The following is a 24967-nucleotide window of genomic DNA, read 5'->3' as shown; positions in this document are numbered from 1 at the left end:
CTTAGGTTCTTAGGTGTTAGGAAGGAATTTGGTATGAACAAATTGATACAGGAACTGTTTTCCCTTGAGGGAAAAGTAGCGCTGGTGATTGGCGGTACTGGTGAACTGTGTGGAGCAATGGCCGGTGGACTTGCTGGCGCCGGCGCCCGTGTCCTGCTTGTCGGAAGAAACGAGGAGAAGGCCAAGGCCCGCATGGAATCGATTCTTACCATGGGCGGGAAGGCCGAATTTATCAAAGCCGACGTCAGTACAAAGGCGGCCCTGGAAACGCTTCTCTCTGAAGCGACTTCACTTGCGGGGGAAATTGATATTGTCATCAACGGGGCCGGTGTGAATTCCCCGACTCCCTTCCTTGATGTGGAAGAGGAGGAACTGGACAGGATCATGAATCTCAATTTCAAATCCGTCTATCTGGCCTGCCAGATTTTTGGAGGATATCTGGTTGAGCGTGGAAAGGGTGGGAACATTATCAATGTAGGATCAATGTCGGGAATGATCCCTTTGTCGCGGGTTTTTACCTACAGCGCTAGCAAGGCTGCCGTGCACAACTTGTCCAAGAACCTCGCCCGCGAGTGGGCCACCAAGGGCGTGCGAGTGAATACAATCGTTCCGGGCTTTTTCCCCGCTGAACAAAACCGCAAGGTTCTCACGGAGGAACGGGTCGCCCAGATTATGGGACATACTCCAATGAAACGCTTTGGTAATGCCGGGGAACTAGTTGGGGCAACACTCCTCCTGGCAAGCGACAAGGCCGGCAGTTTCATTACCGGACATGAGCTGGTTGTCGATGGTGGATATGCCTGCATGACAATTTAAAAGGGCGGGAATTAAAATGACATTTATTACCGAGGATTTCCTGTTGCAGAACGATGCAGCGAAGGAGCTGTACCACGGGTATGCACAGGACCTGCCCATTATTGATTACCATTGCCACTTGTCCCCGGAGGACATTGCAACCAACCGGACATTTGCAAACCTGTTTGAAATATGGCTGGAAGGCGATCACTACAAGTGGCGGACAATGCGCACAAACGGGATCGATGAACGTTATTGCACTGGCGATGCAGAGCCGAAAGAAAAATTTCTGGCTTTTGCCAAGACCCTTCCTGATTGCCTGCGTAACCCAATGTACCACTGGTGCCACTTGGAGCTGAAGCGTTACTTTGGAATTGAGAAAACCCTGGGTCCAGACACCGCTGAGGAAATCTGGAGTGAGGCAAATACCAAACTGGCGGACGGGCCGATGACCGCGCATAAGATCCTTGAGAAATTTAAAGTGTCGGTTGTCTGCACAACGGATGACCCGGTGGATTCCCTCGAGCATCACGAGAAGATTGCCTCGAGTAATATAGCGACCCGGGTCTATCCCACTTTCCGCCCCGACAAGGCAATTGCCCTGAATGATGTCGCGATCTGGAATCAATGGGTCGATAAACTCTCAGCGGTAAGTAACTTGGATTGCTCCAATCTGGCGGGTCTGCGCGATGCCCTGAAGAACCGGCATGACTTCTTCCATTCAGTTGGCGGCAGGCTTTCAGACCATGGCCTGGAAAGGTGTTATGCGGATTTCCCGACGGAAGCAGAGGCTACGGCGATTTTCGATAAGGCTCGTAGTGGAAAAGCGGTGACACCGGAGGAGATTAAGCAATTTGCTTCACACCTGATGGAGTTTTTCGGTGAACTCGACGCGGAGAAGGGTTGGGTCAAGCAGCTGCACTTGGGTGCGATGCGTAATGTCAACGATCAGCTCTACAATGCCCTCGGGCCGGACATAGGCTGTGACTCGATCGGAGACTTTGATCAGGGGTCAACTCTCGGTCGATATCTAGGGAGACTCGCGGGAAAGAGTATTCTACCCAAAACAATCCTCTACAATTTGAATCCCCGCGATAACTATCTGTTCGCCACGATGATAGGAAATTTTCAAAGGGGAAGCGTTCCCGGGAAAATGCAGCTTGGAAGCGGTTGGTGGTTCCTTGACCAAAAGGAAGGCATGACCTGGCAGATCAATGCACTGTCAAACCTCGGCCTGCTCGGTCACTTTGTTGGTATGCTCACGGACTCCCGCAGTTTCATGAGTTATTGTCGGCATGAATACTTCCGCCGTCTAATATGCCAAATAATCGGTGAGGACGTTGAGAAGGGCGAGCTACCAAATGACATGACCCTTCTCGGAACCCTCGTTGATAAAATCTGCTATACCAACGCTTCTCATTACTTTGGATTTGAGCTCGGAGATTACGTCAAGTAATTACGTTACAGGATACGAAACCCCGTCCGAAGTGGAGGGAGCAAGGGGATTGTCGGGAACTGGCCAGCTTGCTGGAATCGTTTTATTTAGATAATAGCTGTAGATTTCATCCGGATCCCCGCTTATCCATTTGAAGTGAGCTTTGCGGATTTTAGATTTTGGATTCACCGTTAATTTCTGGTGGATTACAAGCCGGATTGATTCTGCAAGAATCCCGGGAGCCAATCCCCACGCCTGCAAGCGGTCCAGGGCGGCTACAGGGGAGTGGGCATGCAGCGATGACAGAACACTGTGGCCGGTCAATCCGGCCCGGCAGGCCATGGCCGCTGATTCTTCGTCCCTGATTTCACCAATCATAATAATATCCGGATCCTGCCTGAGAAAAGCCTTCAGTGCTTCGGAAAAGGTCCATCCTGTAGAAGGATTGACAGCACACTGGGTCGCATTGGATAAATCAAACTCTATAGGATCCTCAATCGTCAGTATCTTCAGGCAGTGTTTGTTCAAAGATGAAATTAGTGAACACATTGTCGTTGTTTTTCCACTACCAGTAGAACCGGTGCAAAGGACAATACCGCGCTCATAGAGCAGGCTGGTTTTTGCCCTTGTGGAAAGGGTCGAAGGCATCCCAAGCTGCTCTGGTTCTGGAAGAATGGATTCTTTCCCAATCAGGCGGAGAACAAGGCTTTCACCGTTGACAGCGTGAATATGGGAAACCCTGAAAGATAGGCGGGAAGGGCCTTGTTTGACCTCAAGTCTGCCATCCTGAGGCAGGCTCAATTGGGCGGTCGAAATGTTGGCCTGTCTCTTGAGAATCCGCAGGCATTCGCTGCATTCGGGCTCTTTCCATATCCCCATATTCTCCATGCCACCTCTTTCCTTGCGTCGAATAACCAAGCGGCCATCAAAACGCTCAAAATGAATGTCCGAAGCAAAATTTGCGGAAGCTTCAATGAGCAGTGACTCCACTCTTTTCATGAGGGTTGATTGATCCGGGGAACTCTCCTTCTCTGATCCTGCCGCAAAATCCGGTTTAGAATTTGATTTCCGGACGGGATTCAACAACACCCACTCCCATGAAAAATGATTCACACCCAGGTATTCCTCCAAACTTGGAGGAAGCTCTTTCCCTCCCGCAACGACTTTCCTGTTTTCACTATCCTTTCCAACCAGAAATCCGTTGTTCTCCAAGACGGATGACGAGGCATCCTTTTCCGAGTCGCACACGGGGAGTATCTCTTCCAGCATCCGGCTCCCTGTCCCCGCGGCCAAGGACTGTTTCAATACTGTTTCAGTTAAACAACGGGAATGGATAATCCATTCCATCAGGGTGAATTCCTCGCCGCGAGTCCGCCATTCCCCGACGACCTTCTCCCACATTTCCTTCGTGAGAGGATCGGGTACCAAAATAGAGCTAATTAAAAAAACGTTAGATTCGTAGGGAAAGGCATCCCGCATCGGACAGTTTCGTTTCCTGAATTCCCCTAGATGTCGGTGAAGCTGATATTGGCCTCGCGGAATTTCTGCTTCAGCTCAACGGGGCTCTGGGACTTTTCGAGAGCGTCATTTGGCTCAACAAGGCCACGGTTGACGAGGCTGGAGAGATGGGCATCCAGGCCAATCATCCCATATTGTGAACCAGTTTGGATCTCGGAGGTGATCCGATAGGTCTTGTTTTCGCGGATCAAGGCGGCGACGGAAGTGGTCGTCACCATGATTTCAAATGCGGCAATACGGCCACCACCTTTTTTCTTGAGAAGGACCTGGGAGATGACAGCGACAACCGATGAGGCAAGTTGCGTACGAATCTGATCCTTGGTGGAATCAGGGAACGCATCGACAATGCGATCAACCGTACGAGCCGCACCGGTCGTATGAAGCGTACCAAAAACAAGGTGACCCGTTTCAGCGGCAGAGACAGCGGCTTCGATTGTTTCAAGGTCACGCATTTCCCCGACCAGAATGACGTCGGGATCCTGACGCAGGGCACCTCTCAGCGCTTCCGAGAAGGATGGCGTATCATTGCCAACTTCACGCTGTGTAATGATACAGTTCTTGTGCTCGTGAAAGTACTCGATCGGATCTTCAATGGTAATGATGTGTCCATCGCGGTTTTCATTGATCCAATTGACCATGGAGGCGAGGGTGGTCGACTTGCCGGATCCGGTTGGCCCGGTAACCAGGATCAGCCCGCGCGGTCTTGTAAGAAGCTCCTTCACGTGATCAGGGAGCCCGATCTGGCGAAGCCCGAAAAGATCCTTTGGAATGGTCCGCAAGACCATGCCGTAGTTCCCCTTGGCCTTCATAACGCTCACGCGAAAGCGCGCCCGGTCCATAAAGGCAAAACCGAAGTCTGCTCCACCGCGTGTCTTCAATTGCTCCTGCATGGCGTCGGAAGTGATGGCCTGCATCAGTGCCTTCGTGTCCGAGGCGGTCAATGGCGGACCCTCGACATGAACCATGGAGCCGCTAATCCGCAAGGTTGGCGCTTGATTAACCTGTAAGTGAAGATCACTTGCCTCCTGATCGACCATCAATTCAAGAAGATCGTTCATCTCATACGGGCAATTCATGGCTTCGTTTTCAACTGCTGCTTCTAATGTCATAACTTAAATCATTTTGTGGTTTCTCTCGTTACTTCCAAGGCTGACACCTGCTACTTAGGATTTTTTAACAGAAAGCTTACGGTTGGCAAATCCCAAAACGGGAGCGGAGAGGTTCTGAAAGGTGCGGAAGGGCATCATTGAGAGACACCTCGTGCCGAAAAACAGCATTCCATGCGGATCTCTGCAGTTCAATCCGGGTCTCGCTCCTTGGACTGAAGTCTCCGGAAGAGAAGATGGGCATTCTTCCTTTAACACCCGAATGGCAATGCGTGCATCCTTTTCCTGATGCCAGCGTTGCTGGAACAGGGAGGCCCGCGCGGCGAATTTCAGCCGAGGCAGCCTGTGATACAGGCGCCAGACTGCGACAATGGGGGCATAACCGTGGGAGCAAGCGCTGATGCAGAATACACTCACAGACGCTATCCAGTGAATCCGAAGGCTGTCCAAGGTCGCATAAACGCCGTTTAACCCCGGGATTATCACGGGCATGCAGTGTGCTCAAAATCCGGTGGCCTGTCCTCGCCGCTTGCAGTGCGATGGTAGCCGTTTCCTCATCCCGGATTTCCCCAATTAGAACGGAATCCGGGGCCTGGCGCAGAAATGCGCGGAGTGCCCGCGTCCATGTCAGTCCTGGCGGGGCCCCAACCGACAGGTGGTGCGCCCCAGGCAGGGGAAATTCAACAGGATCCTCAACGGCCAGAACTTTTTCCTGCGCCTTTATCGAAAGCTGCAGGAACGCACGCAGGGTTGTCGACTTTCCCGATCCCGTTGGGCCCACGACGAGCCACAATCCGCGGCCCGCCTGATAGCGGTGGGTAAGCACTTCCGTGTCTTCTGGTGGCAGGCCCAGTATTTCCAGATGCATTTTCCTTTTCTCCAGCGGATAGAGGAAGCGCATCACAACCGCTGGACCGTGCTGGGAGGGGATCATGGAAACCCTCAGCGGAATCTCTTTTCCCGAAGGCAACCGATGCAGTAACTGTCCTTCTGAGGCGATACCTGCGGCAGGATTCAGCCCGATGACTGAGACAAGTGAGTTGATGAGCCACCGGCCCTTCGCAGCTGGGATGAACTCGTCCAATTGAAGGCGGCCATCAATTCGGAGCCGCGAGCGGAATCCATCCTGGCCCGGTTCCAGATGCCAATCGGACGGATCGCCCATCTGCACCAATGCGGTGATGTATTTCTCCAGTGCCCGGGCGGTTTTCTCGCTGGATTCTTCGACTTGAAGGTCCGGTGCAACCTCAGGTTCTCCAACGTTCTCCATTTCCCGCCAAAGCCTTGCGAAAAGGGTCGGCCGTGCGATGGCAGCCCTCTGGTCTTCGACGGAATACATGTCAATCAAGGGGATTGAAGCCGGCTGTTCGATCAGAAACCAGTTTGTATGCGGGGTTTGCAGAACAAGAAAGCGATTTGGGGTCCTTTGCCGGATCATTCCCGGGCAGGAAACAACCCTGCATTTTTCAGGCAGGTCGAGCAACAGCGATATCCCAAACGATTCCTTTACCTTCTGCTCCAAGAGCGTCCATATCCTTTCCTCCTGGCCCTGGAAGCCACCGAGGAGCGCCTCTTCCTCCAATGGTGACTTGGGAGGCTCTCTGCGCGCTTGAGCAACCCCTGACAGCGACTTTGGTAATAAAGGTGTGAGAAACGGACGGTAACTGGGCATCAGTTCCCAGAAAACCAACACCTGCAATCAACACCAGCCCTCGAACTGGCTAAATCCGGGCAATTCAAATGCCCGGAATCAGGTACGCGGGGCAAAGCCTGCCTTGCGGTAGACTTTTGAAATCATCTTATAGGCGCGCTTTTGGGCGACTTCAGCCCCCTGCTTGAAAACCGAGTCAAGGTAGGCCTTGTCGTTGTGGATTTCCTCATACTTCGCCTGAATGGGTTCAAGGGCATTGATCACCGCATCTGCCACAGCGTCCTTGAAGGGCCCGTATTGTGATCCCTCGAATTGTTTTTCGAGATCCTCAACACTGCGCCCGGTTGCTGAGCTGAAAATTGTCAGGAGGTTGGTGATGCCCGGTTTGTCTTTGCCTGCCCTTACCTCGCTCCCGGAATCCGTCACCGCCGAGCGGATTTTCTTGCGGATAGTCTTTGGGGAATCCAGCAAATACACACAACCCGATTGGTTTGCATCGGATTTAGACATTTTCTTCAAGGGATCCTGTAGCGACTTGATCCGGGCACCTGTCTTCGGGATATAGACTTCCGGCACCCGAAAGGTTTCCGAATAAGTGTTGTTGAACTTGATGGCCAAGTCGCGGCAAAGCTCTACGTGTTGCTTCTGGTCTTCTCCAACCGGGACGCGGTCGGCATTGTACAACAAGATATCCGCCGCCATTAAAACCGGGTAATTTAATAAACCCGCACCAATAAACCCACTGTCCTCCCGCTGGGATTTGTCCTTGAACTGGGTCATCCTCTCAAGCTGGCCGATCGGACAAAGGCATCCGAGGACCCACGCCAGTTCGGTGTGGCCGATGATGTGGCTCTGGCAAAAGAGATGGCACTTCGAGGGATCAAGCCCACAGGCGATATAGAGCGCCAGGTTACGGTAAGTCGCTTGACGAAGCTCCGCGGGGACATAGGGGAGGGTGATCGCATGCTGGTCGACAATCCCAAAAAAGCATTCGTAATCGTCTATCATCGACGCCCAGTTACGAAGAGCCCCGAAATAATTTCCAAGATGGAGCTGCCCGGTTGGCTGGGCACAAGTAAGGATGACTTTCTTTTCTGGGCTGGACATAAATTATTTAGGCAGAAGTTTATCGGCCGCTTCAAGGTAGCGGGCCTGGGTTTGCAGGATGATTTCCTGTGGCAACTTGGGACCCGGAGCGGTCTTGTCCCAATCAAGCGTTTCCAGGTAGTCCCGGACATATTGCTTGTCGAACGCCTTCTGTGGCTGTCCCGGCTCATAGCTGTCCTTCGGCCAGTACCGCGAGGAATCGGGTGTGAGGATTTCATCGATCAGCGAGAGCTTCCCGCTGCCATCCGTTCCAAATTCAAATTTTGTGTCGGCCAGAATCAGGCCACAGGCCCGGGCCGCCGCGGAACCAAGAGCAAAGAGTTTCAAACTGATATCCCGAACTTCTTCAAATCGTGACTCACCAACGAGGCTGTAGCCCTCCTCCGGTGTGATGGGAATATCATGCTCACCAGCCTGCGCCTTTGTTGTCGGGGTAAAGAAGGGCACCGGAAGGGATTCACTTTCCCTCAAACCACTTGGTACGGGAAGCCCGAAGAGACTCCCGGTTTTCAGATAATCCTTCCAGCCGCTCCCGGCCAGATACTGCCGCACCACAGCCTCAATAGACAATGGCTGGCGTTTGTGGACCAGCATGGACCTCGGGATCAGGGATTTGTGATCATAAAGCAATTCTGAAAGGGCCTCGGCGTGGCCCGGCACCAGATGATTCCTGATCAAGGAGGCTGTCTCTTCAAACCAGAACAAGCTGATCTGGGTAAGGATTATTCCCTTTCCGGGAATTCCATCAGGCAGAACAACGTCAAATGCACTCAACCGGTCAGTGGCAATAATCAGGAAGGCCTCCCCCGTGTCATAAATCTCCCTGACCTTGCCAGAACCAACCTTTTTAAAGGGTAGTTCAGGCAGTTGCAGAAGGGCTTCCTTTGGAAGTGCCTCCCGCAGAGTTCTTGCGTCCATGTGTAGGCTCATTGTTACCGGAAAAAGGCAACACCGTGCTGATATTTGTGCGAGGCGCAATTTTTTTTAGAAAAAGCTTGCGGGAGGACCCTCTCCGCGTAGCTTTTTGCATCTTTCCAAGGGTCCCGTTCGTCTAGCCAGGCCTAGGACACCGGGTTTTCATCCCGGCGACAGGAGTTCAAATCTCCTACGGGATGCCACTTCGATCTTCAAGTTGGTCGAAACAAGCTCAATTGGAATTTGGCGCCCTTTCCCTCGGTGCTTTCAATTATGAAGCGGCCACCGAATTTCCGGCTCAGCAAATAGGCCTTTGTGAGCCCAAGGCCGGCTCCCATGGTGTTGCGGTCCATCGCGTTTGTGGCGCGGTAGCCGTATTCCACGACCTTCTCTATTTCAGTTTCTGGAATACCAATTCCACTATCTGAAACGCTTAATTCTATCCCCGGTGGCTCAGTTTCCTGCAAAACAATCGTAATTTCCGTGCCTGGAGGGGAGTATTTCCGGGCATTGCCAACGATATCCCGTATTGTGTCATGCAGGACTGGTGGAGCCATCAATTCCTCATTTTGCGAATTGATCTGAAAGTTGATCTTGTAACTGAGCGGGGAAACCTCTTCGGGCGGATAAACAAAGTGGAATTTGCCTCGACTGACTCTTTCCGTTGCACTCAGGAACTGGTTCAACCTTGAACGAAATTCTGCCAAGGGAATGCTTCTCCAGCTGAGCCGGTCCTCGTTCAACTCCTGCAGGCGGACATGTGCCACTTCAACCGTTTCGAGAATCCCCCTGAAAAACTCCAGGTGCCGGGGTTTCCGCTCTATCAACCCCCGGATATAAGTTGTGAGCTCCTCCAGCTCCTTCTCAATGCCCGGAATTTTCTCTTCCAGATCCCCCTCGGAAATCACCATGAGGATATGCACGCAGAACTGTGAGTATGACTTTAGCTTATCCTCCCGAATAAGGGCATTCAAGCCCTCCAGTTGCCGTTCCAGGATATTGAACAGGTTCAACAGGCCATGGTTGTCCAGAAGGAGGATTTCATCCTTCTCTGGCCTCAGTTTTCCCTTGATCTCAATACGTTTTGGCGGATTCCCCATTCAAATGCTGTCATTGACCCTAGGGCAATTCGTGCGAGCGAAAAGGAAATTATCCAAACTCCCGGTGCAGGCCTGATTGTGACCTGCAAGATCAGGAGATGGCGCCGGCAAGGTTGAAGATCGGGAGGAACATGGCCATGACGATCGAGCCGATGACAATCCCTAGGAAGACAATCAAGGCTGGTTCCATGAGTGATGTCAGGGAATCAACTGTCGTCTCGATCTCAGCATCATAAAAGTCGGCAATCTTGCCCATCATGCCATCCACATTCCCGGTTTGTTCACCCGCGCGCGCCATGTGCTTGACGGTTGGGGGAAAGTAGGGGATGTCCGCAATTGTTTCAGAGAGTTGGCCCCCTTGGCTGATATTGCGGCTGATATCCTTGCAGCTTCGCTCGATATAGGTGTTACCACTGGCATTTGAAACAATCTCCAGGGTACGCAGGATGGGAACACCGCTCCGGAGAAGAATCGCGTAGGTCCGGCAAAAGCGGGAAAGGGCGATTTTCTGAAGCAGGTCGCCCAGAATGGGCACTTTCATGAAGAAAACATCCTTCGCCCGGCGGCCCCGCGGGGTCTTGACAATCCTTTTGATCAGATACCAAAGGCCGATGAAACCAATAATCAGGTAAATGATGTATGATTTGAGAAAGTTGGACGTCGCGATCAGCAAGAGGGTCGGCTTTGGCAGCTCTTTCCCGAAGCTGGAGAACATATCTGCGAAGACAGGAATAACAAAGATGAGAAGGACCTGAACCAGTGCCACAGCCAGGGCAATGACCGCAATCGGGTATGTCATCGCGCTTTTGACTTTCTTGGTCAGCTTGACCGTGTCTTCAAAGTAGATGGCGACTTTGCCGAGAATGCTGGCCAGCCCGCCTGATGCTTCACCGGCTTCCACCATGGAGGTGAACAAGTTCGGGAAGGCATTCGGGTATTTGGTCACAGCCTCGGAGAAGGCGGTACCCCCGGATACATCATGGCGCACATTCCGGATGATGATCTGGAAAACCGGATCTTCGGTCTGGTCCTGTAGTGCCTCCAGCGCGGAGACCAGAGGCAACCCCGCTTCAAGCATGGAAGAAAGCTGCTGGGTGAAGATGGTCAGCTGGTCGAGCTTGATCTTCTTCCGCTTTGCCTGCTTCTCATATTGTTTAACCTTTGCCAGTCGCTGACTCTCCCAGAAGGAAACTTTTTTCTTTCCAGACATGGAGGATGAGCGGCCCGGCGCTGCTGCTGTAGATGTGGCCATGCGTTCTATAAAGCCTTAGACTGCTCCACACCGCAAATCAAACCCTTTTTATAAGGGACGATTTAACAAAAATTTACAGCCAGTGACCCTGTCGGGCCCCTTTGTAAAGGCTGCGTAAAGGCCGGAAACTAGGCTTCTTCGTCGTCTATCAGGCTGGCGTCAAACTCGGAGTTGTCGTAGACGTTCTGGACATCGTCCAGATCCTCCAGAGCACTTGTCAGACGAAGAAGTTTTTGCACCGTTTCCTTGTCCTCGAGCGGCGTGACGTTTCCCGGAATGTAGGCGAGCTCGGCGCTGTCCGGCTCAACACCCGCTTTTTCAAGAGCGGATGACAAGTCGTCAAACTCAGTCATGGCGCAGCGCATTTCGAAATGGTCATCGTTGTTAATGATGTCCTCAGCCCCGTTTTCGAGCCCGATTTCCATCAACTGGTCTTCGGTGGCTTTCGCCGAATCAATGAGAAACTGACCCTGCCGGGTGAAAAAGTGTTGTACGGATCCCGGTTGGGCAAGATTGCCTCCCTGTTTGGAGAATGTGGACCGGACCTCGCTGGCGGCACGGTTTTTATTGTCAGTCGTCACCTGGACGATGATTCCGATACCGCCCGGGCCATACCCCTCGTATAACAACTCAAAGTATTCCACTCCCGGAAGTTCACCGGTCCCCTTCTTTATGGCCCGGTCGATATTGTCTGCCGGCATATTGGCCGCTTTGGCCTTGTTGATGAACGTACGAAGGCGCGGATTGAACTCGGGGTCGCCTCCCCCGTTACGGGCCGCCAAGGTCAAGTCCTTGGAAATGGCACTGAAAATTTTGCCACGTTTGGCATCGATGGCGGCTTTGTGGCGCTTCGTCGTCGCCCATTTGCTGTGTCCTGACATATCCTTCTACCTGTTAAGTGTGTGTGGTTCTATTATGAAACTAACTTAGCGGGAATCCTTTTTCCGGTTCTTCTTTTTCTTCGAAATGAGCGGCCCGGAAGGGAGCTTGCCCTTTTTCTTGTCTTCCATTTCAGCAATTTCCTCCTCAATGGCAACGTCCTCTTCGTCGCGGGTGCGGTTTGTAATCCACTGCTGGAAGATGGAGAAGCAGTTGGTTGTGGTCCAGTAGAGGACAAGTCCGCTCGAGAAGTAGTAAGTGAAGGGGAAGAAGATGAAAGGCATCCATTTGATAATCTTTGTCTGGGCATTATCGATGGATGGGGTGGGCATCATCTTCATCTGGAAGTACATGGAGACAACCCAGATGAAGGGGAGGATATTGATGGCCGTTCCGATAAAAGGGAGCGCGGCATCCCCGGGAATGGGAATGGTCGCATCCGGCATGGATAGATCATGAATCCAGAGAAATTCTGCAAAGCGCAGGTCGGATGAATTGCGCAGCAGGTTGAAAAATGAGATAAAGATCGGGAACTGTATCAAGACGGGCCAGCAGCCGGACAGCGGGTTGATCTTGTGCCTTTTCCATAGCTTCATCATCTCCGCATTCAGTTTTTGCGGGTTGTCCTGGTACTTCTCCCGGATCTCCTGAAGCGGTTTCTGCAATTCCTGCATCCGTTTGGAGGAGCGGGCTGCCTTCGCCGTCAGGGGCCACAGGAGCAGGCGGATGACAAAAGTGGTGATAATGATGGCGAGGCCCCAGTTACCGAGCAGATTGTGAATCCCGCCCATCAGTGTGAGCAACATGGTGGCGACAAAACTGATTGCCCCGAGGAACATTCCAAGGAACCAGCCAAGCTGCATCACGTCCTCCTGCTTATTGCCAAGCTGTGACAGGCGGTCGTGGTTTTTCGGACCAGCGTAGAAGCCACCACTCACAACATGTTTTTCACCGGGTTGAAGGATGGGTATGCCAAATTCAAGCGCCGCAGTGACCCCTGTCGGTACTTTGCCGGTCTTTGGATCCTGCGGGAAGCGGATGCCCCGTGCAATGAGACCCTCTGCTGGCCTTTCCGGCGTGAAAATGGTGACAAAGAACTGGTTTTTTACAGCACCCCATTGGATGACACCCCGTTCTTCAATGAACTCCTTGGGTTCCCGCTTAAAGATAAAACCCCCTCCAGCGAATTTACTGGCGGGAATGTTATCGTAGTCGCCGTTTTCAAAATAGGAGGCATTCAGGTTGAAGCCCATATAATCGGCGGCGGTCGGGGCCGCTGTACCGATATTCAGAAAGGCCCGGTCAAGAATGATGGCTTGGCTTGAGGCATTCGATAATGAAGTGATATGGGAAATCACATACGGATTCGGGCTGTCCGGATCATCGCCCATGGATAGCGTGTATTCGCGGGTGATTACCAGCCCACTGGGCAAGGTTGCTTTGAAAGTGGCCGAAGAATCGGTTTGCCTGACAAGCTCATAGAAACGGGCCATGGGGGCCATCTGGGAGCCGGTTGAGCGGTTCAGGGCAAGCGCTTGCTGATCTGAAACCTTGTTCAGGACAACCGGATTCGGGTTTTCGTTGGTGTGCGGATTTTCGTTGGGATAGTTTTTAAGGACAATCTCTCCAATGGCACCGCCATAAGAGGATAAGGTCACCGCCAGATCCCTGTTTTCAAGGGTCACGAGGACTTCCTCTGGCCGGTCCACGATGGGAGTGGCGGTTTCGATCCGTTCCTCAATTGGCGGGGGGCCGGTCTCCGCTGGTGCAAAAGCTGTTTCGTCAGGATTTGTCGGTGCCGTATCCCAATCGCTTTCACGAAGTGCCTGCTCGTTTTCACTGGCTTGTTGCAGAAGCTTTTCCTGACGGGCTTTGGTTTCCTGCATGCCATTGTAGGTCATGAGCAGGAATCCGCCAGCGAGGAAGACAATGCCGAGAAGTATGCTTTTCTTATCCATTGAAATTTAAAATTATTTCCCCAACTGGGCGTTGCGCGCTTTTTGGGATTTGTTGAAAGGTGAAGGATGCTGGGGATCAGGATGCGAGGTGCAAGAACAACTATTGGGTACGGGGTCGTAGCCGTGCCCCCCCCATGGGTGGCACTTCGCGATGCGCCTCAAGGCAAGCCAGCCGCCACGGAAAGGGCCGTGGCTTCGCATGGCCTCGATGGCATATTCTGAACAGGTCGGAGTAAATCGGCACCCGCTGCCGGGAGCAACCATGTGGAGAACCGGTGAAATGGCGTATTTATAAATGTACAACACTGCCAGAAGGACGCCCGTGAAGGCGATCCGAAGGAGATTCTTGATGGCAGAGAGGATTTTCAAGCGTTCGGGGGGTTGAGTTTATGGACGGCATCCCGGAAGTTCTGTTCAAGGTCACCTAACACGGCATTCCGAATATTTGCCCGCGCAACCAGCACAATATCGCAGGATTCCGGGAGAATTTCCTGATTCAGGCGAAAAACTTCCCGCAATAATCGCTTGGCCCGGTTTCTTTCAACGGCATTTCCAACCCGTTTGGAGGCGATTACTCCAATGCGCCGGACCGCCTTTTCAGGGCCCGGGCGAGGCAGGAAATTGACATAAAAAAATCCGCACCTCCATTTCTTGCCGGAAGCGCGAATTTCGAGGAAATCCGTTGAAGTACGAAGGTGCTGGTGACGCCTATACCGCATGACTGCGGCCTTGCCACATTAATCGCTCAGCTTGTGGCGACCGCGTGCGCGGCGCTCCCTGAGGATTTTACGGCCACCGCGGGTGGCTTTACGGGCACGAAAACCACATTTACGTGCTCTTTTGATTCGGGATGGTCGATATGTCGGTTGCATGGTTGTCTCCTTGAGAAAAAGGTGAGAACAGAAGGGCTTTTCCCGAACCTGTCAAGTTCAGGATTCCTCGAACTTGCGTTCGAAGAGCGCCTGCATTTCCGAGAGCAATTTATCCGCGTCGTTTCCGCTGGCCACAAAGCGCAGGGTCGAGCCGTTGCCAGCGGCGAGCATCATCAGGCCCATAATGGATTTACCGTTCACCTGTTCGTCATCCTTCTCGACGATCACATCCGCCCCGTACTTGTTGGCAACGCGTACGATCATTGCCGCCGGGCGGGCGTGAATCCCCATCTTGTTGGAGACAGTCAGTTCTATAGCTTTTTCCATGGATTTAACGTGTAGGCGTGGAGGGAAAGATGACCAAGGTCGTTAAAGAGAAAAGAAAAAAATGGCGTTATCATGGGCTTCACGTGGCTGCTTTCTTTGATTTTCCGAGATAAATCCTGACATCAGCTTCCTTTCCACCCATCAATTGCATGGCCCGCCTGAGGGCTTTGGCAGTGGCGATAGTGGGATTGCTCGGGTTATCCGGAAAGATGTTTTCCCGGCCGATGACCTCAATTAATCCGCTATTTTTAAAGATGCGGATGGCATCCTTCCTGACTTCGGTAATAAGGAGGGTCCGGTCCTGCTCGCGCATGTAGCGAATGAGCTCCTCAAGGGCGAGAACGCTCGTCGCGTCGAGGTGGTAGGCATTGCGCATTTTCAAAACGACGATCTTGAGCGAAGCTTTTTCGCAGACGCGGCGCATCTGGTCCCGAAAAATCTCGGAAGCGCCAAAGAAGAGGTCTCCCTCCACATGAACAATGGAAATCTCCGGGGTGGCCTCACTATCCTGGTCGCTCAGCGGGGTCAGCTGGCCTGCATCGTCCTGGGTGAATTCGGTCAGCTCGGGCTGGGCAGCCTTTCGAAGGAAGAGTAGGACGGACGTGGCGGTGCCGAGAATTATGGCAAAATCCAGGCGGATGAGGAGGGCGGCGAGGAAGGTGGTCGCAAAAACAATACGGTCTGACCCGGTGGCGTTCCAGACAACCCGGATCACATGGCGGTTAATCAGTGAAAACCCGATAGCGATAACCAGGACAGCAAGGACACTCACAGGGATAAAGCGCGTGAATGGACCCAGGGAATAGGCCCCAATAGCACAGATGATCCCTGAGATGATACTGGCCATAGGGGTGAAAGCGCCACTCACCCAGTTGAGTTGCGACCGGGTGAGGGATCCGGAAGCAGGCATGCCCTGATAAAATGCGCAACCGATATTGGCGATGCCCATCCCGAGCATTTCCTGATTTGAATCGAGCTTCTGTCCGGCCCGGGAAGCGAGGGATTTGCCGATGGAAGTGCCTTCCAGAACAGACAGAAAGGCAATGACAAGGGAAACGCTAGCCACCTGGCTGACGAGGTCACCGCTGATATCCGGGAACGAGAAGCGCCATTGAGTGGCATCGACTGCGGTCAAGGTGATAACAGGCGCTAAATCCGTGAAATTGCCCAGGAGATTGTTCATCGCAAAGCCTGCCACAGACATCACAACAAGGGTGATGGCGACGTTTGGCAGGAGTTTGTAGCGTCGATCAAGGACCCAGTATAGTCCGAAGGCTGTGACCGATAGGAGGAAGGTTGGCCAATGGGTTGCTGGAAGACCTTTAAGGGTCAGCCAGATAACGGTCAGGAAGGTCGATCCCTGAGGAAGGGTGATCTCAAAGCCCAAGGCCTTCTTCAACTGGTTGACGATGATGTAGATGGCGGCAGCGGTGATGTAGCCCGTCACGACCGATCGCGAGATGTACTGGATCAGGTTGGCGACTTTCAGGAAGGCCCCCATCACGAGAAATATCCCGGACAGAAGAACGGTGAGGGAAATCAGGGGGATTTTTTCATCCGCCATGACTCCCAGGCTGAGAAAGGAGGCAAAGACCAGAACAGAGGTCGCGTTGGTAGGTCCAAGCACGATAAATCGTGAACCGGAGAAAATCGGGCCCAGCATTGCCGCGATTGCCGACGCAAATATTCCGTATTGAATGGGTAGTCCGGCAATGGCTGCGTAGGCCATTCCCTGCGGGAAGGCGAGCAGGGCGACATTGATTCCGGCCCGGAGGTCTCCTTTTGCCTGTATTGTGTTGTATCCTCTCAGGCTTCTCCGCAAGGGGAAGTAATCCAAGTGGTTACGCCGCTTGAATTCAGAGAGAACCTTGTGAATGGACCGGATGACTCGCAATGGCTTGTTGGTTAAGAGCTTTCAGACAGGCAATGGTCTTGTAAATCCACTGGCAAATTTTTTCTCGTCATGTGGACTTCGCTGTGCGGTTTAATTCCGCAACTTATGCGCGCCGCTATCATTTATACCTTGGCCATACTTGTGGCCAATTTAACCGCTACCCTGTTTCTCCCATTCGAAATAGCCCCGGGAACAGGGATTCTCGTTTCCGTTGGAACCCTCGTCTTTGGCATCACCTTTACCCAGCGCGACCGCATGCACTCGCGCGGCCGTCGCTTTGTCTACGCCGTCATCGGGATTTCCGCAGTCCTCAACCTGTTCATGCTGGTCAGTTTCAGTTATCTCTGGGGCCAGTGGGTCATCAACTTGTTTGACAACCGGGAATGGGCCTGGCTTTCAGAATCCGCAGCCATGTTGAAAGACAACGGGTGGCGGGTCTTTTTGGCATCTTTCCTCGCCATTATCATTGCCGAGTCTGCGGATACCGAGGTGTTCCATTACTATCGGGACCGCTCCTGGATGACCCGGGTTTTCCGTTCCAACGCCGTGAGCATTCCCGTGGATTCAATCCTCTTTAACCTGATCGCCTTCGCGGGGAGCAGCTTTTTCCCTCTGATCGTTTTGATAAAGGTGATCCTGGGAGAAATTGTATCAAAGTTCCTCGTCGGCCTGGCCTACGCATGGCTTTACCCAAAACGCGAAGCCGAAAAAAAATAAGCAGGGGCTGTTTACCGGATCCTGTCGGACCGGCGGGCCTCCCGCCATCCATCGCGGTGCTTTCGAATCCAATCGAGCAAGGCACGCTCAAAACCGATATCCTTACCGGCCTTTTCTGATTCGATCCATTTGTGACGTAAAATCTCCTCCCGTTCCGCCAGAAATTCCCTGTAAAGACTGGATCTTTGCAGGAAACTTTTGTCCCCCGGGGGTTTGGGATTTCTGTTGTCTGGAGATTTCATGGGCCTTGCCGCGCCTTTCCTTGAAAAGCCGTTCCGGCTAAGTCTGTGGATAATGCTAACTTGGCATGTTGCCGCAATCACTATTTTCAGATTGTCGGCACGGGATTTTACACGGTTTTGAGGATCGTCTCGGCCATCGTCTGGAACACCTTGGCCGCCGGGCTATCCGGATACGCAATGGAGATCGGTACGCCCCGGTCGCCTCCTTCGCGGATTTCACTGTCGAGAGGGATTTGACCAAGCAGAGGGGCCCCGAGGGCTTCCGCTGTCCACTGGCCGCCCCCCTCGCCAAAAATATGGACACGGCGGCCCTCACCGGCGTCAAGGTAACTCATGTTCTCACAAACGCCGATAATCGGCACATTCACTTTTTCGAACATCATGGCTCCCCTTCGGGCCACATTGACAGCGACAGCCTGGGGGGTGGTCACAATCAGCGCACCGTCGACCGGAAGCGTTTGGACAAGGGAAAGTTGTGCATCGCCTGTTCCCGGCGGGAGGTCTACCACCAATACATCCAGCTCGCCCCAGGCGACATGCTTGGCAAACTGAGAGATGGCGTTGTTGATCATGGGCCCGCGCCAGACAACAGGAGAGCTCTCGTCGATAAGAAGGGCCATCGACATGACCTTGATGCCATAGTTTTTAGGTGGAATTATTTTTTCGTCCTCAATTTCCGGGCGCGAGCCAATGCCCATCATGAGAGGCACCGACGGGCCGTAGATATCGCAATCGAGTATCCCGACACCCTTGTAATCGCTCTGGTAACGCAATTGACGGTCTAGGGCACAGGCCAGGTTGGTGGCGACAGTTGACTTGCCTACGCCCCCCTTGCCGCTTGCCACGGCGATTATCTTTTTTACACCCGGCATGACAGCGGTCTTGTCTGTCGATCCGGCAGCTGCCCCTTTCGGCTGTTGGACAACAATATCAACCTGCACGCGCTCAACGCCGTCAAGCTGGCCAAGGACATTCTCGACCGACGACTTGATTTGCGTGGGGATTGTATTGTCACCAGTCGTGATACTGAGCCGGACAGAAACAGAGCTTCCATCCACCGAGATATTGTCGACCAGTCCGAATGAGACAATGTCCCGGCTGAATCCTGGATATTTGACGGCCTTTAGAGCGCTGCGGATAATTTCTTTATCTAACATGATGATAAGCGATGAGCGTAAAACTTCTTGAAGTCTGTAAGAAAGCATATTCGGTCATCTTCGCAATGATTCGGATCTTTTACATGGTCCCGAACACAACAAAATCATGAATTTGAAAATTTCCCGCCTAACAGTATCTCTAATCTTCTTGTGCCTTGGGTCTTTGCTTCCCGCACAAAACCCGATCAATCTGGGTGATGTCGTCGGCTCTGCCACGGTCACGACTCGGACGGTCCAGATTACGGGTTCCCCGGCTTCGCTAGTGAATGATGCCGCCCGGCTATTTGATTTGCACGGCGGTTACAAACGGGTGGTGGACCGGGCTGATTTTACGCTGCAATTCCAGTCAGCTGGGCCCACAACGGTGGCCCTTGAGATTCTGTCTGGAGGAAAATCCCTCTGGAAAAGTAGTTTTCAGGGAAGCTCCCAGAATGATGCCCTGTATGCAGCCGCAGATGCGGCAGTTTCTCGGACCCTCGGTATTCCGGGTTTTTTCCGGAGCCAGGTCGCCTTTATTTCCGACCGGACCGGGTCGGCGGAAGTGTATATGTCAGACATTCTGTTCAAGGGAATCCGTCAGCTAACCCGCGATCGGTCCCAGTGCTTATCGCCAAACCTTTCCCCCGACGGCCAGACGGTCCTTTACACGAGCTACCACGGGACAGGTTTCCCTGATATTTACCGCATTGATCTCAGGACGGGGAAGCGGACAGTTTTCGCGGGCTTCAAGGGGACCAATACGGGTGCCACCTTCGGGCCAGATGGTCGTCAGGTCGCCATGATTCTCAGCGGTTCGGGAAACTCGGAAGTTTATATCACCAATAATCAAGGTCGCCAGTTGCGGCGCTTGACCCGGTCCGCCAGCTTGGAGGCGGATCCATCCTGGTCACCGGATGGGCGGCGGATTATTTTTACCTCAGATCAGATGGGTGGCCCGCAAATTTACACGATGGACGTCCAGGGTCGTTCCGTTAGCCGTGTCCGAACGGATATCAGCCGGAATTGCTCCGAACCGACATGGAACCCCGTCGATTCCGGAAAGATTGCCTTTACAGCCGCGGTCGCGGGAGAGTTCGAGGTGGCGGTTTATTCCTTCAAGGAGAATAAGAGCACGATAATTTCCAAGGGTGCCGGCGACGCTGTTCATCCAGTCTGGCTTCGTGATGGCCGCCACTTAGTTTATACCGAAAGAACGCCCCGTTACAGTCGCCTGATGATTCTGGATTCCTTAACCGGGAACCGCATGCGGCTGAGTCCTTCTGAGCTCAACAATGCCCGCGAGGCCTCTCCGGCCTATTTGGGTAATTAATCAGAAAAGCAGATAGAGTCGGCGATTTCGTCCCGTTTATTCTGACCAAATAGCGCCTTTATAAGAGCGAGGGCGAAAACAAGCGCGGTTCCCGCACCTTGAGACGTGATGATGTTCCCGTCCACCACAACCGCCGATTGGGCATCACGATCCGGCAGTAGATCGGCTGTTCCAGGAAAAGAGGTAAATTTTTTCCCCTCCAGTACTCCTGCCTGATTCAGGACAACCGGACCCGCGCAAATGGATCCAATCAAGCGGCCCGCCGTATTTTGTCGGACTAGAAGATCAAGAAGACCTTTATGTTCAAGAAGGTCCGCATGGCCGGGCCCGCCCGGAACAACAACCAGATCGAAGGCCTTTCCCTCTGCTTCCGCAAATGGCATGTCCGCGGTGACCCGGATTCCGTTGCGCCCAATGATCTCCAAGGAACTGCTTGCTGAAGCAACCGTGACGGTGGCTCCCGCGCGCCGAAGCAGGTCGACCGGCGCGATGGCCTCCAATTCTTCCACGCCTTCCATAATGATGACAAGTGCGTTGCTCATGGGATATATTCAATCGTGCCCGAGCCGGGAAGCAACCGAAATGCTGTTTACTGACCCGAATCGCCGTCTTCGTTGAGAAACTCCGTGAAGCGACGAATACTGCTGTAGTAGCTTTCTGGATACGATTCAATCAAGTCGTTGTGTCCACCACCGCTGAACCAGGAAAAGAACTTTGGCTTCGGGGCCTTTTCCATCAGGGCTTTTCCGTGACTGAAGGGAACGACCCGGTCGTCTGAGCCATGAAGGAACAGAACCGGACAACGGATATTTTCAATGAGCGCAAGGTTGTCGAAAATATCCCACGGCAGGATGTTGTACCTTATCCCAACCCGGAAAACGCTTGTGAAAACCCCCTCAAGGATCAACCCAGCCACCTTTTCACGGGCAGCCAGCGCGACTGCGGGGCCGCCTCCAACAGACCGCCCATAAAGAATGATTTCCCGGGTGTCATAGCCAAACTGTTCCGGGATTGAATTGAAGATACCGCGGGCGATTTCATTGACAAGCCGCTCGGAAGGTTTTCCGTCACTGGTACCGTAGCCGGGATAGTCCCACGCGAGAACGGCAAACCCCATTTCCCTGAGGACCTGAAGCCGCTGCAATATCGATTGAAGGTCCTCCCCGTTGCCGTGGTGATAGAAAACCAGCCGGGAAGCCCTCTTGTTTTCAAGGAATACCATGGAAACCTGATTACCTTCCTCGTTGTAGGTAAACTTGAGGAGATCCGGCGAATCAGAATATCCGGGCGGCGGGGCAGGAAAGACGAGTTTGTTGGCAAAGAGAAACGCAAAACCGGCTAGCCCGATATAGCTGATCATCGGGATCAGTATTAGAAGCTTTATAAAACCCGGAGAAGGCGTGCTCGACATGACAATTATGAGAGGAATGCATTCCGCGCTATTCCGCCAGTCCAATTTTTCCGCCTGTTTGTGCAGTTGACTTAATCCGAGGTCCTTTTCTGATCCATTGTATGGAAGCCATTCGCCTCTATGACACGATGACCCGCACCGTCAGGGAACTGACCGCCGGCGCCTCGGACAAGTTTCGTCTCTATGTCTGCGGGCCGACGGTCTATGGGCCCGCCCATATCGGGAACTTCCTCACCTTTCTGCGTTTCGATGTCCTTTACCGGTTACTGCAACTGGGCGGTTACAATCCTCTGTACGTCCGCAACATTACCGACGTCGACGACAAGACAATCCGGCGTGCGATGGAACAGGCGATTGACCTGCAAATCTTCACGAAGAAGTGGACGGAACGATTTCACGAGGATTGTGACTTGCTGAACATGCTCCATCCCGATGTTGAACCCCGGGCGACCGAGCACATCGCCGAGCAGATCCAAATGGTTGAGAAGCTCATCGAAAAAGGGAATGCCTATGTGGGAGGAGACGGATCAGTCTACTACCGGGTGGCCGCTTTTGAGGACTACGGGAAATTATCGCATTTCGATCCTGAAGCACTCCAGCAGCAATCCACGACCAGCGCGGGTGCCACCAATCTTTCCGATGAATATGAACGGGATTCCATAGCCGACTTTGCCCTCTGGAAGGCCCATAAGGAGGCGGATGGGCCCGTTTTCTGGGAAAGTCCGTGGGGAAGGGGTCGTCCGGGTTGGCACCTCGAGTGTTCCGCGATGAGCCTGAAATACCTGGGTTCTGGCTTTGACCTGCACGGGGGCGGGGAAGACCTCTGCTTTCCACATCACGAGAATGAAATTGCCCAGAGCGAGGCAGCCACAGGGAAGCCCTTTGCTTCACACTGGATGCACAGCATTCATCTTCTTGTGGAGGGGAAGAAGATGTCCAAAAGCCTTGGAAATTTCTTTCTCCTGTCGGATCTGTTGGAAAAGGGGTTTCATCCGATGGAAATCCGCCTGGCTTTGCTTGGCGGGCATTACCGGCAGCAATTCAATTTCACAATAAATGGTCTGGGGGCCTCCAAAAGCGGACTCAGCAAGCTCGAATCAGGGGTGCGCGCGTTGCTCGAGGCAGCTGGCTTGGAGACCTCGGATTGGGAAAAGTTTGTCCAACCAGTCCTGCCTGCGGACTGGGGCCTTTTCCGAAATGCATGGAAGGCTCTTTGCAACGATCTCAACACGCCGGCCCTTCTGGGTGCCTTGTTTAACGCCTTAAAGAAGGCTCGCGCGAGTGCGGGGGATTCAACAACCGAAGCCACCGAATCACTGCAAGCTGCCGGAGCCCTCTTTTTTGTGCTGGGGGTTCGCCTTTTTGCACGGTCAGAAGAGGCACCTGCAGATGAAACCGCTCCCACGGAGATCCAGTCCCTGGCAGAGGAGCGCTGGAAGGCCAAGCAGAGCAAGGACTTTGCGAGGGCCGACGCCCTCCGAAGTGAAATTGCTGAAAAGGGATGGCTTGTCGTCGACCAGCCGGGTGGCTATATTCTTAAATCAAATTCTTAAACCGTTAATCTATTTTCGCCATGTTGAACCCTGGAGAACCTCGTCCCCGCAGATTACGCAAAAACACTGCTGTCCGTGACCTTGTTCGCGAGACCGCCATCGCATCCGCTGATTTGATCCAGCCACTTTTTGTCATCGATGGAAATGGAGCCCCCGAGGACATTTCCAGCATGCCGGGCCAACAGCGCCTCAACACGGACGATCTTTGTCGCGAAGGAAAAATCTTGCACGAGCTGGGCATTCGGGCAGTGGCCTTGTTTCCGTCCCTCAAAAGCGATCTCAAATCCGAGGATGGGGCAGAAGCGCTTAACCCGGAGACGCTTGTCCTGCGGGCTGTCCGTGCCTTGAAAGCAGCCGTTCCCGAGCTGCAGATTCTCACCGACATTGCATTGGACCCCTACACAACCCATGGTCACGATGGTGTCCTGACCACTGATGGATCGGATGTGGATAACGACCGCACGGTCGAAATCCTTTCGCAAATGGCCGTCCTCAACGCGGAAGCTGGTGCGGATTTTGTTGCTCCCTCCGATATGATGGATGGGCGGGTCGGCGCAATCCGCGTCGCCCTGGATTTGGCCGGCTTGAGCAGTTGTGGGATCGTTGCGTATGCCGCTAAATTTAACAGTGCCTACTACGGGCCCTTCCGCGATGCAGTGGGTAGCTCCAAGGCGGCCGGAACGACCCTCCTGAGCAAGGCTACTTACCAATTGGATCCGGCAAATGCGCGGCAGGCCGAACGCGAACTGTTCCTTGATGAGAGTGAAGGAGCTGACATTTTAATGGTCAAACCGGCGGGACCGTATCTCGATATTATCCGTATGACCCGGGAAGGAACAACCCTTCCAGTTGCCGCCTATCAGGTGAGTGGAGAGTATGCCCAGATTCACGCTGCGGCGAATGCGGGCTGGCTTGACCTTAAAAGATGTCGCGATGAAAGCCTTCTTTCAATCAAGCGGGCCGGTGCGGATTTGATCCTGACCTACTTTGCCAAAAGCTGGGCTAGCGAGCAGAATTCCTAGGATGAGCGGTCGGCATCTTCGCCTTCCTTCTCTTCCTCTTCTTCCTCTTCTTCCTCGTCCCAGCGCATCGTCTCGTCTTCCTCGAGCTTCTCGGATTCTTCCTCCTTGAATTCGGGAATATCGTCGATTTCGTCTTCATCGCCCTTTGCGGACTCATCCTCGTCTAGTTCATAGCCCTCTGGGACATACTCGAGAATGGAAATAACTTCGACAAACGGATGAACCGCCTTCCCCTCCATGTATTCCTGGTTCTGCCGCTCGCGGATTTCATCCTCAAGTTCGTCCACAGTCAGGTTTTGGTCGAATTCAATGAGGTCGTTCAGCATTTTGACCCGGAAGCGCGTGATTGTGTCGAGAAAATCCGCGTAAGGGCCCTTTTCTTCATCAATTACATCCGGCAGGGCAAAATGGGTATTATCGTCCTCAAGCAGAGACTCCTTGTTTTTAACAAGGCGGACTTTCTCCTTCTTTTCCTCCTTCTCGATTTTCAAGGAGATGAATGCTTCGTCGACGAGATCGGCATCAAAACCGTATTCGCGAAGGGCATCGCATTGTTCGAGGATATAACTCATTTGGCGGGGATCGATCAGGCCAAGCCCGTCGACATCCCAATGAATGGCATCGGAAACTTCGACGACCCACCAGTTCATGTCTTCCCCGATTCGGGCAAGACACCAGTCCAATTTCTGATTTTTACTAGGCATGGATAAAAAGATTGATTGACGAAAAAGGGAAAGCGGGCGCCGG

The 24967-nt window shown here is 53.1% G+C and carries 25 protein-coding genes and 1 tRNA gene; 7 read left to right on the top strand and 19 right to left on the bottom strand.

Features of this window, described 5'->3' with window-relative positions; all coding sequences use genetic code 11:
• The first annotated feature begins 33 nt into the window (after positions 1–33).
• Both G0Q06_RS06695 and uxaC read left to right on the top strand, forming a co-directional pair.
• The gene (locus G0Q06_RS06695) at positions 34–816 is read left to right on the top strand and encodes an SDR family oxidoreductase (RefSeq protein ID WP_163963764.1); all 783 of its coding nucleotides are present in this window, start codon (positions 34–36) and stop codon (positions 814–816) included.
• 16 nt (positions 817–832) lie between these two features.
• Positions 833–2251: a glucuronate isomerase gene (uxaC, locus tag G0Q06_RS06690; RefSeq protein ID WP_163963762.1), complete on the top strand. Its 1419-nt coding sequence runs from the start codon at positions 833–835 to the stop codon at positions 2249–2251.
• Here uxaC and G0Q06_RS06685 read toward each other — a convergent pair whose 3' ends face one another.
• The 5 genes from G0Q06_RS06685 to G0Q06_RS06665 all read right to left on the bottom strand — a co-directional run bounded on the left by G0Q06_RS06685 (position 2252) and on the right by G0Q06_RS06665 (position 8530).
• Positions 2252–3658 (bottom strand): GspE/PulE family protein, encoded by a 1407-nt coding sequence (locus tag G0Q06_RS06685; RefSeq protein ID WP_163963753.1) that lies wholly within the window; start codon positions 3656–3658, stop codon positions 2252–2254. It lies immediately after the preceding gene.
• Positions 3659–3735: 77 nt separating this feature from the next.
• Entirely contained in the window at positions 3736–4857 is a 1122-nt protein-coding gene (locus G0Q06_RS06680; protein ID WP_238710380.1) for a type IV pilus twitching motility protein PilT, read from the bottom strand.
• 76 nt (positions 4858–4933) lie between these two features.
• A complete protein-coding gene (locus tag G0Q06_RS06675; protein WP_163963751.1) occupies positions 4934–6526 on the bottom strand; it encodes a GspE/PulE family protein in 1593 nt (530 codons plus the stop codon).
• A 78-nt stretch (positions 6527–6604) separates the two neighbouring features.
• Complete coding sequence (trpS, locus tag G0Q06_RS06670) at positions 6605–7612, bottom strand: tryptophan--tRNA ligase (protein ID WP_163963749.1); 1008 nt, start codon at positions 7610–7612, stop codon at positions 6605–6607.
• Between the two features lie 3 nt (positions 7613–7615).
• Positions 7616–8530: a phosphoribosylaminoimidazolesuccinocarboxamide synthase gene (locus tag G0Q06_RS06665; protein WP_163963747.1), complete on the bottom strand. Its 915-nt coding sequence runs from the start codon at positions 8528–8530 to the stop codon at positions 7616–7618.
• 122 nt (positions 8531–8652) lie between these two features.
• Here G0Q06_RS06665 and G0Q06_RS06660 point away from each other — a divergent pair.
• A tRNA-Glu gene (locus G0Q06_RS06660) sits at positions 8653–8730 on the top strand.
• 9 nt (positions 8731–8739) lie between these two features.
• Here the strand turns inward: G0Q06_RS06660 and G0Q06_RS06655 are convergent.
• The 9 genes from G0Q06_RS06655 to G0Q06_RS06615 form a co-directional block, all read right to left on the bottom strand.
• Positions 8740–9627, bottom strand: a complete 888-nt coding sequence (locus tag G0Q06_RS06655; protein ID WP_163963745.1) for an ATP-binding protein — start codon at positions 9625–9627, stop codon at positions 8740–8742.
• Positions 9628–9718: 91 nt separating this feature from the next.
• On the bottom strand, positions 9719–10879 hold the full coding sequence (locus G0Q06_RS06650) for a type II secretion system F family protein (RefSeq protein ID WP_163963744.1): 1161 nt from the start codon (positions 10877–10879) through the stop codon (positions 9719–9721).
• Between the two features lie 128 nt (positions 10880–11007).
• Positions 11008–11760, bottom strand: a complete 753-nt coding sequence (locus tag G0Q06_RS06645) for a YebC/PmpR family DNA-binding transcriptional regulator (protein WP_163963742.1) — start codon at positions 11758–11760, stop codon at positions 11008–11010.
• Between the two features lie 45 nt (positions 11761–11805).
• Positions 11806–13716 carry a membrane protein insertase YidC gene (gene yidC, locus G0Q06_RS06640; protein ID WP_163963740.1) on the bottom strand — a complete coding sequence of 637 codons (1911 nt, stop codon included), beginning with the start codon at positions 13714–13716 and terminating at the stop codon, positions 11806–11808.
• 12 nt (positions 13717–13728) lie between these two features.
• Positions 13729–14085: a membrane protein insertion efficiency factor YidD gene (gene yidD / locus G0Q06_RS06635; protein ID WP_238710379.1), complete on the bottom strand. Its 357-nt coding sequence runs from the start codon at positions 14083–14085 to the stop codon at positions 13729–13731.
• On the bottom strand, positions 14082–14435 hold the full coding sequence (rnpA, locus tag G0Q06_RS14905; protein WP_163963739.1) for a ribonuclease P protein component: 354 nt from the start codon (positions 14433–14435) through the stop codon (positions 14082–14084). Before rnpA ends, yidD begins: the two co-directional genes overlap by 4 nt.
• Positions 14436–14453: 18 nt before the next feature.
• Positions 14454–14588, bottom strand: coding sequence for a 50S ribosomal protein L34 (rpmH, locus tag G0Q06_RS06625; protein WP_163963737.1), 135 nt, complete (start codon positions 14586–14588; stop codon positions 14454–14456).
• A 57-nt stretch (positions 14589–14645) separates the two neighbouring features.
• Positions 14646–14915 carry an HPr family phosphocarrier protein gene (locus tag G0Q06_RS06620; RefSeq protein WP_163963733.1) on the bottom strand — a complete coding sequence of 90 codons (270 nt, stop codon included), beginning with the start codon at positions 14913–14915 and terminating at the stop codon, positions 14646–14648.
• A gap of 79 nt (positions 14916–14994) precedes the next feature.
• A complete protein-coding gene (locus tag G0Q06_RS06615) occupies positions 14995–16809 on the bottom strand; it encodes a SulP family inorganic anion transporter (RefSeq protein ID WP_163963732.1) in 1815 nt (604 codons plus the stop codon).
• A gap of 105 nt (positions 16810–16914) precedes the next feature.
• Between G0Q06_RS06615 and G0Q06_RS06610 the strand changes: the two genes are divergently transcribed.
• The gene (locus tag G0Q06_RS06610; RefSeq protein ID WP_163963730.1) at positions 16915–17526 is read left to right on the top strand and encodes a VUT family protein; all 612 of its coding nucleotides are present in this window, start codon (positions 16915–16917) and stop codon (positions 17524–17526) included.
• Positions 17527–17537: 11 nt separating this feature from the next.
• Here G0Q06_RS06610 and G0Q06_RS06605 read toward each other — a convergent pair whose 3' ends face one another.
• Positions 17538–17768, bottom strand: a complete 231-nt coding sequence (locus G0Q06_RS06605; protein ID WP_163963728.1) for a hypothetical protein — start codon at positions 17766–17768, stop codon at positions 17538–17540.
• Between the two features lie 107 nt (positions 17769–17875).
• Complete coding sequence (locus tag G0Q06_RS06600; RefSeq protein WP_163963726.1) at positions 17876–18925, bottom strand: Mrp/NBP35 family ATP-binding protein; 1050 nt, start codon at positions 18923–18925, stop codon at positions 17876–17878.
• 106 nt (positions 18926–19031) lie between these two features.
• Between G0Q06_RS06600 and G0Q06_RS06595 the strand changes: the two genes are divergently transcribed.
• The gene (locus tag G0Q06_RS06595) at positions 19032–20234 is read left to right on the top strand and encodes a PD40 domain-containing protein (protein WP_163963724.1); all 1203 of its coding nucleotides are present in this window, start codon (positions 19032–19034) and stop codon (positions 20232–20234) included.
• On the opposite strand, the gene G0Q06_RS06590 is transcribed toward G0Q06_RS06595, so the two are convergent.
• Both G0Q06_RS06590 and G0Q06_RS06585 read right to left on the bottom strand, forming a co-directional pair.
• Complete coding sequence (locus G0Q06_RS06590) at positions 20231–20776, bottom strand: DJ-1 family glyoxalase III (protein ID WP_163963722.1); 546 nt, start codon at positions 20774–20776, stop codon at positions 20231–20233. The genes G0Q06_RS06595 and G0Q06_RS06590 overlap by 4 nt on opposite strands.
• A 47-nt stretch (positions 20777–20823) precedes the next feature.
• Positions 20824–21594, bottom strand: a complete 771-nt coding sequence (locus G0Q06_RS06585; RefSeq protein ID WP_163963720.1) for an alpha/beta hydrolase — start codon at positions 21592–21594, stop codon at positions 20824–20826.
• A gap of 152 nt (positions 21595–21746) precedes the next feature.
• Here G0Q06_RS06585 and cysS point away from each other — a divergent pair, with 152 nt between their 5' ends.
• Complete coding sequence (cysS, locus tag G0Q06_RS06580; RefSeq protein WP_163963719.1) at positions 21747–23198, top strand: cysteine--tRNA ligase; 1452 nt, start codon at positions 21747–21749, stop codon at positions 23196–23198.
• 20 nt (positions 23199–23218) lie between these two features.
• On the top strand, positions 23219–24220 hold the full coding sequence (hemB, locus tag G0Q06_RS06575; RefSeq protein WP_163963717.1) for a porphobilinogen synthase: 1002 nt from the start codon (positions 23219–23221) through the stop codon (positions 24218–24220).
• Here hemB and G0Q06_RS06570 read toward each other — a convergent pair.
• On the bottom strand, positions 24217–24924 hold the full coding sequence (locus G0Q06_RS06570) for a hypothetical protein (RefSeq protein WP_163963715.1): 708 nt from the start codon (positions 24922–24924) through the stop codon (positions 24217–24219). The two genes, hemB and G0Q06_RS06570, sit on opposite strands and share 4 nt — an antisense overlap.
• Positions 24925–24967: the final 43 nt, after the last annotated feature.

This window comes from Oceanipulchritudo coccoides (assembly GCF_010500615.1).
GTDB lineage: Bacteria > Verrucomicrobiota > Verrucomicrobiia > Opitutales > Oceanipulchritudinaceae > Oceanipulchritudo > Oceanipulchritudo coccoides.
Note: the sequence above shows the minus strand (reverse complement) of the source record. Positions and strands in the feature narration are given on the sequence as shown.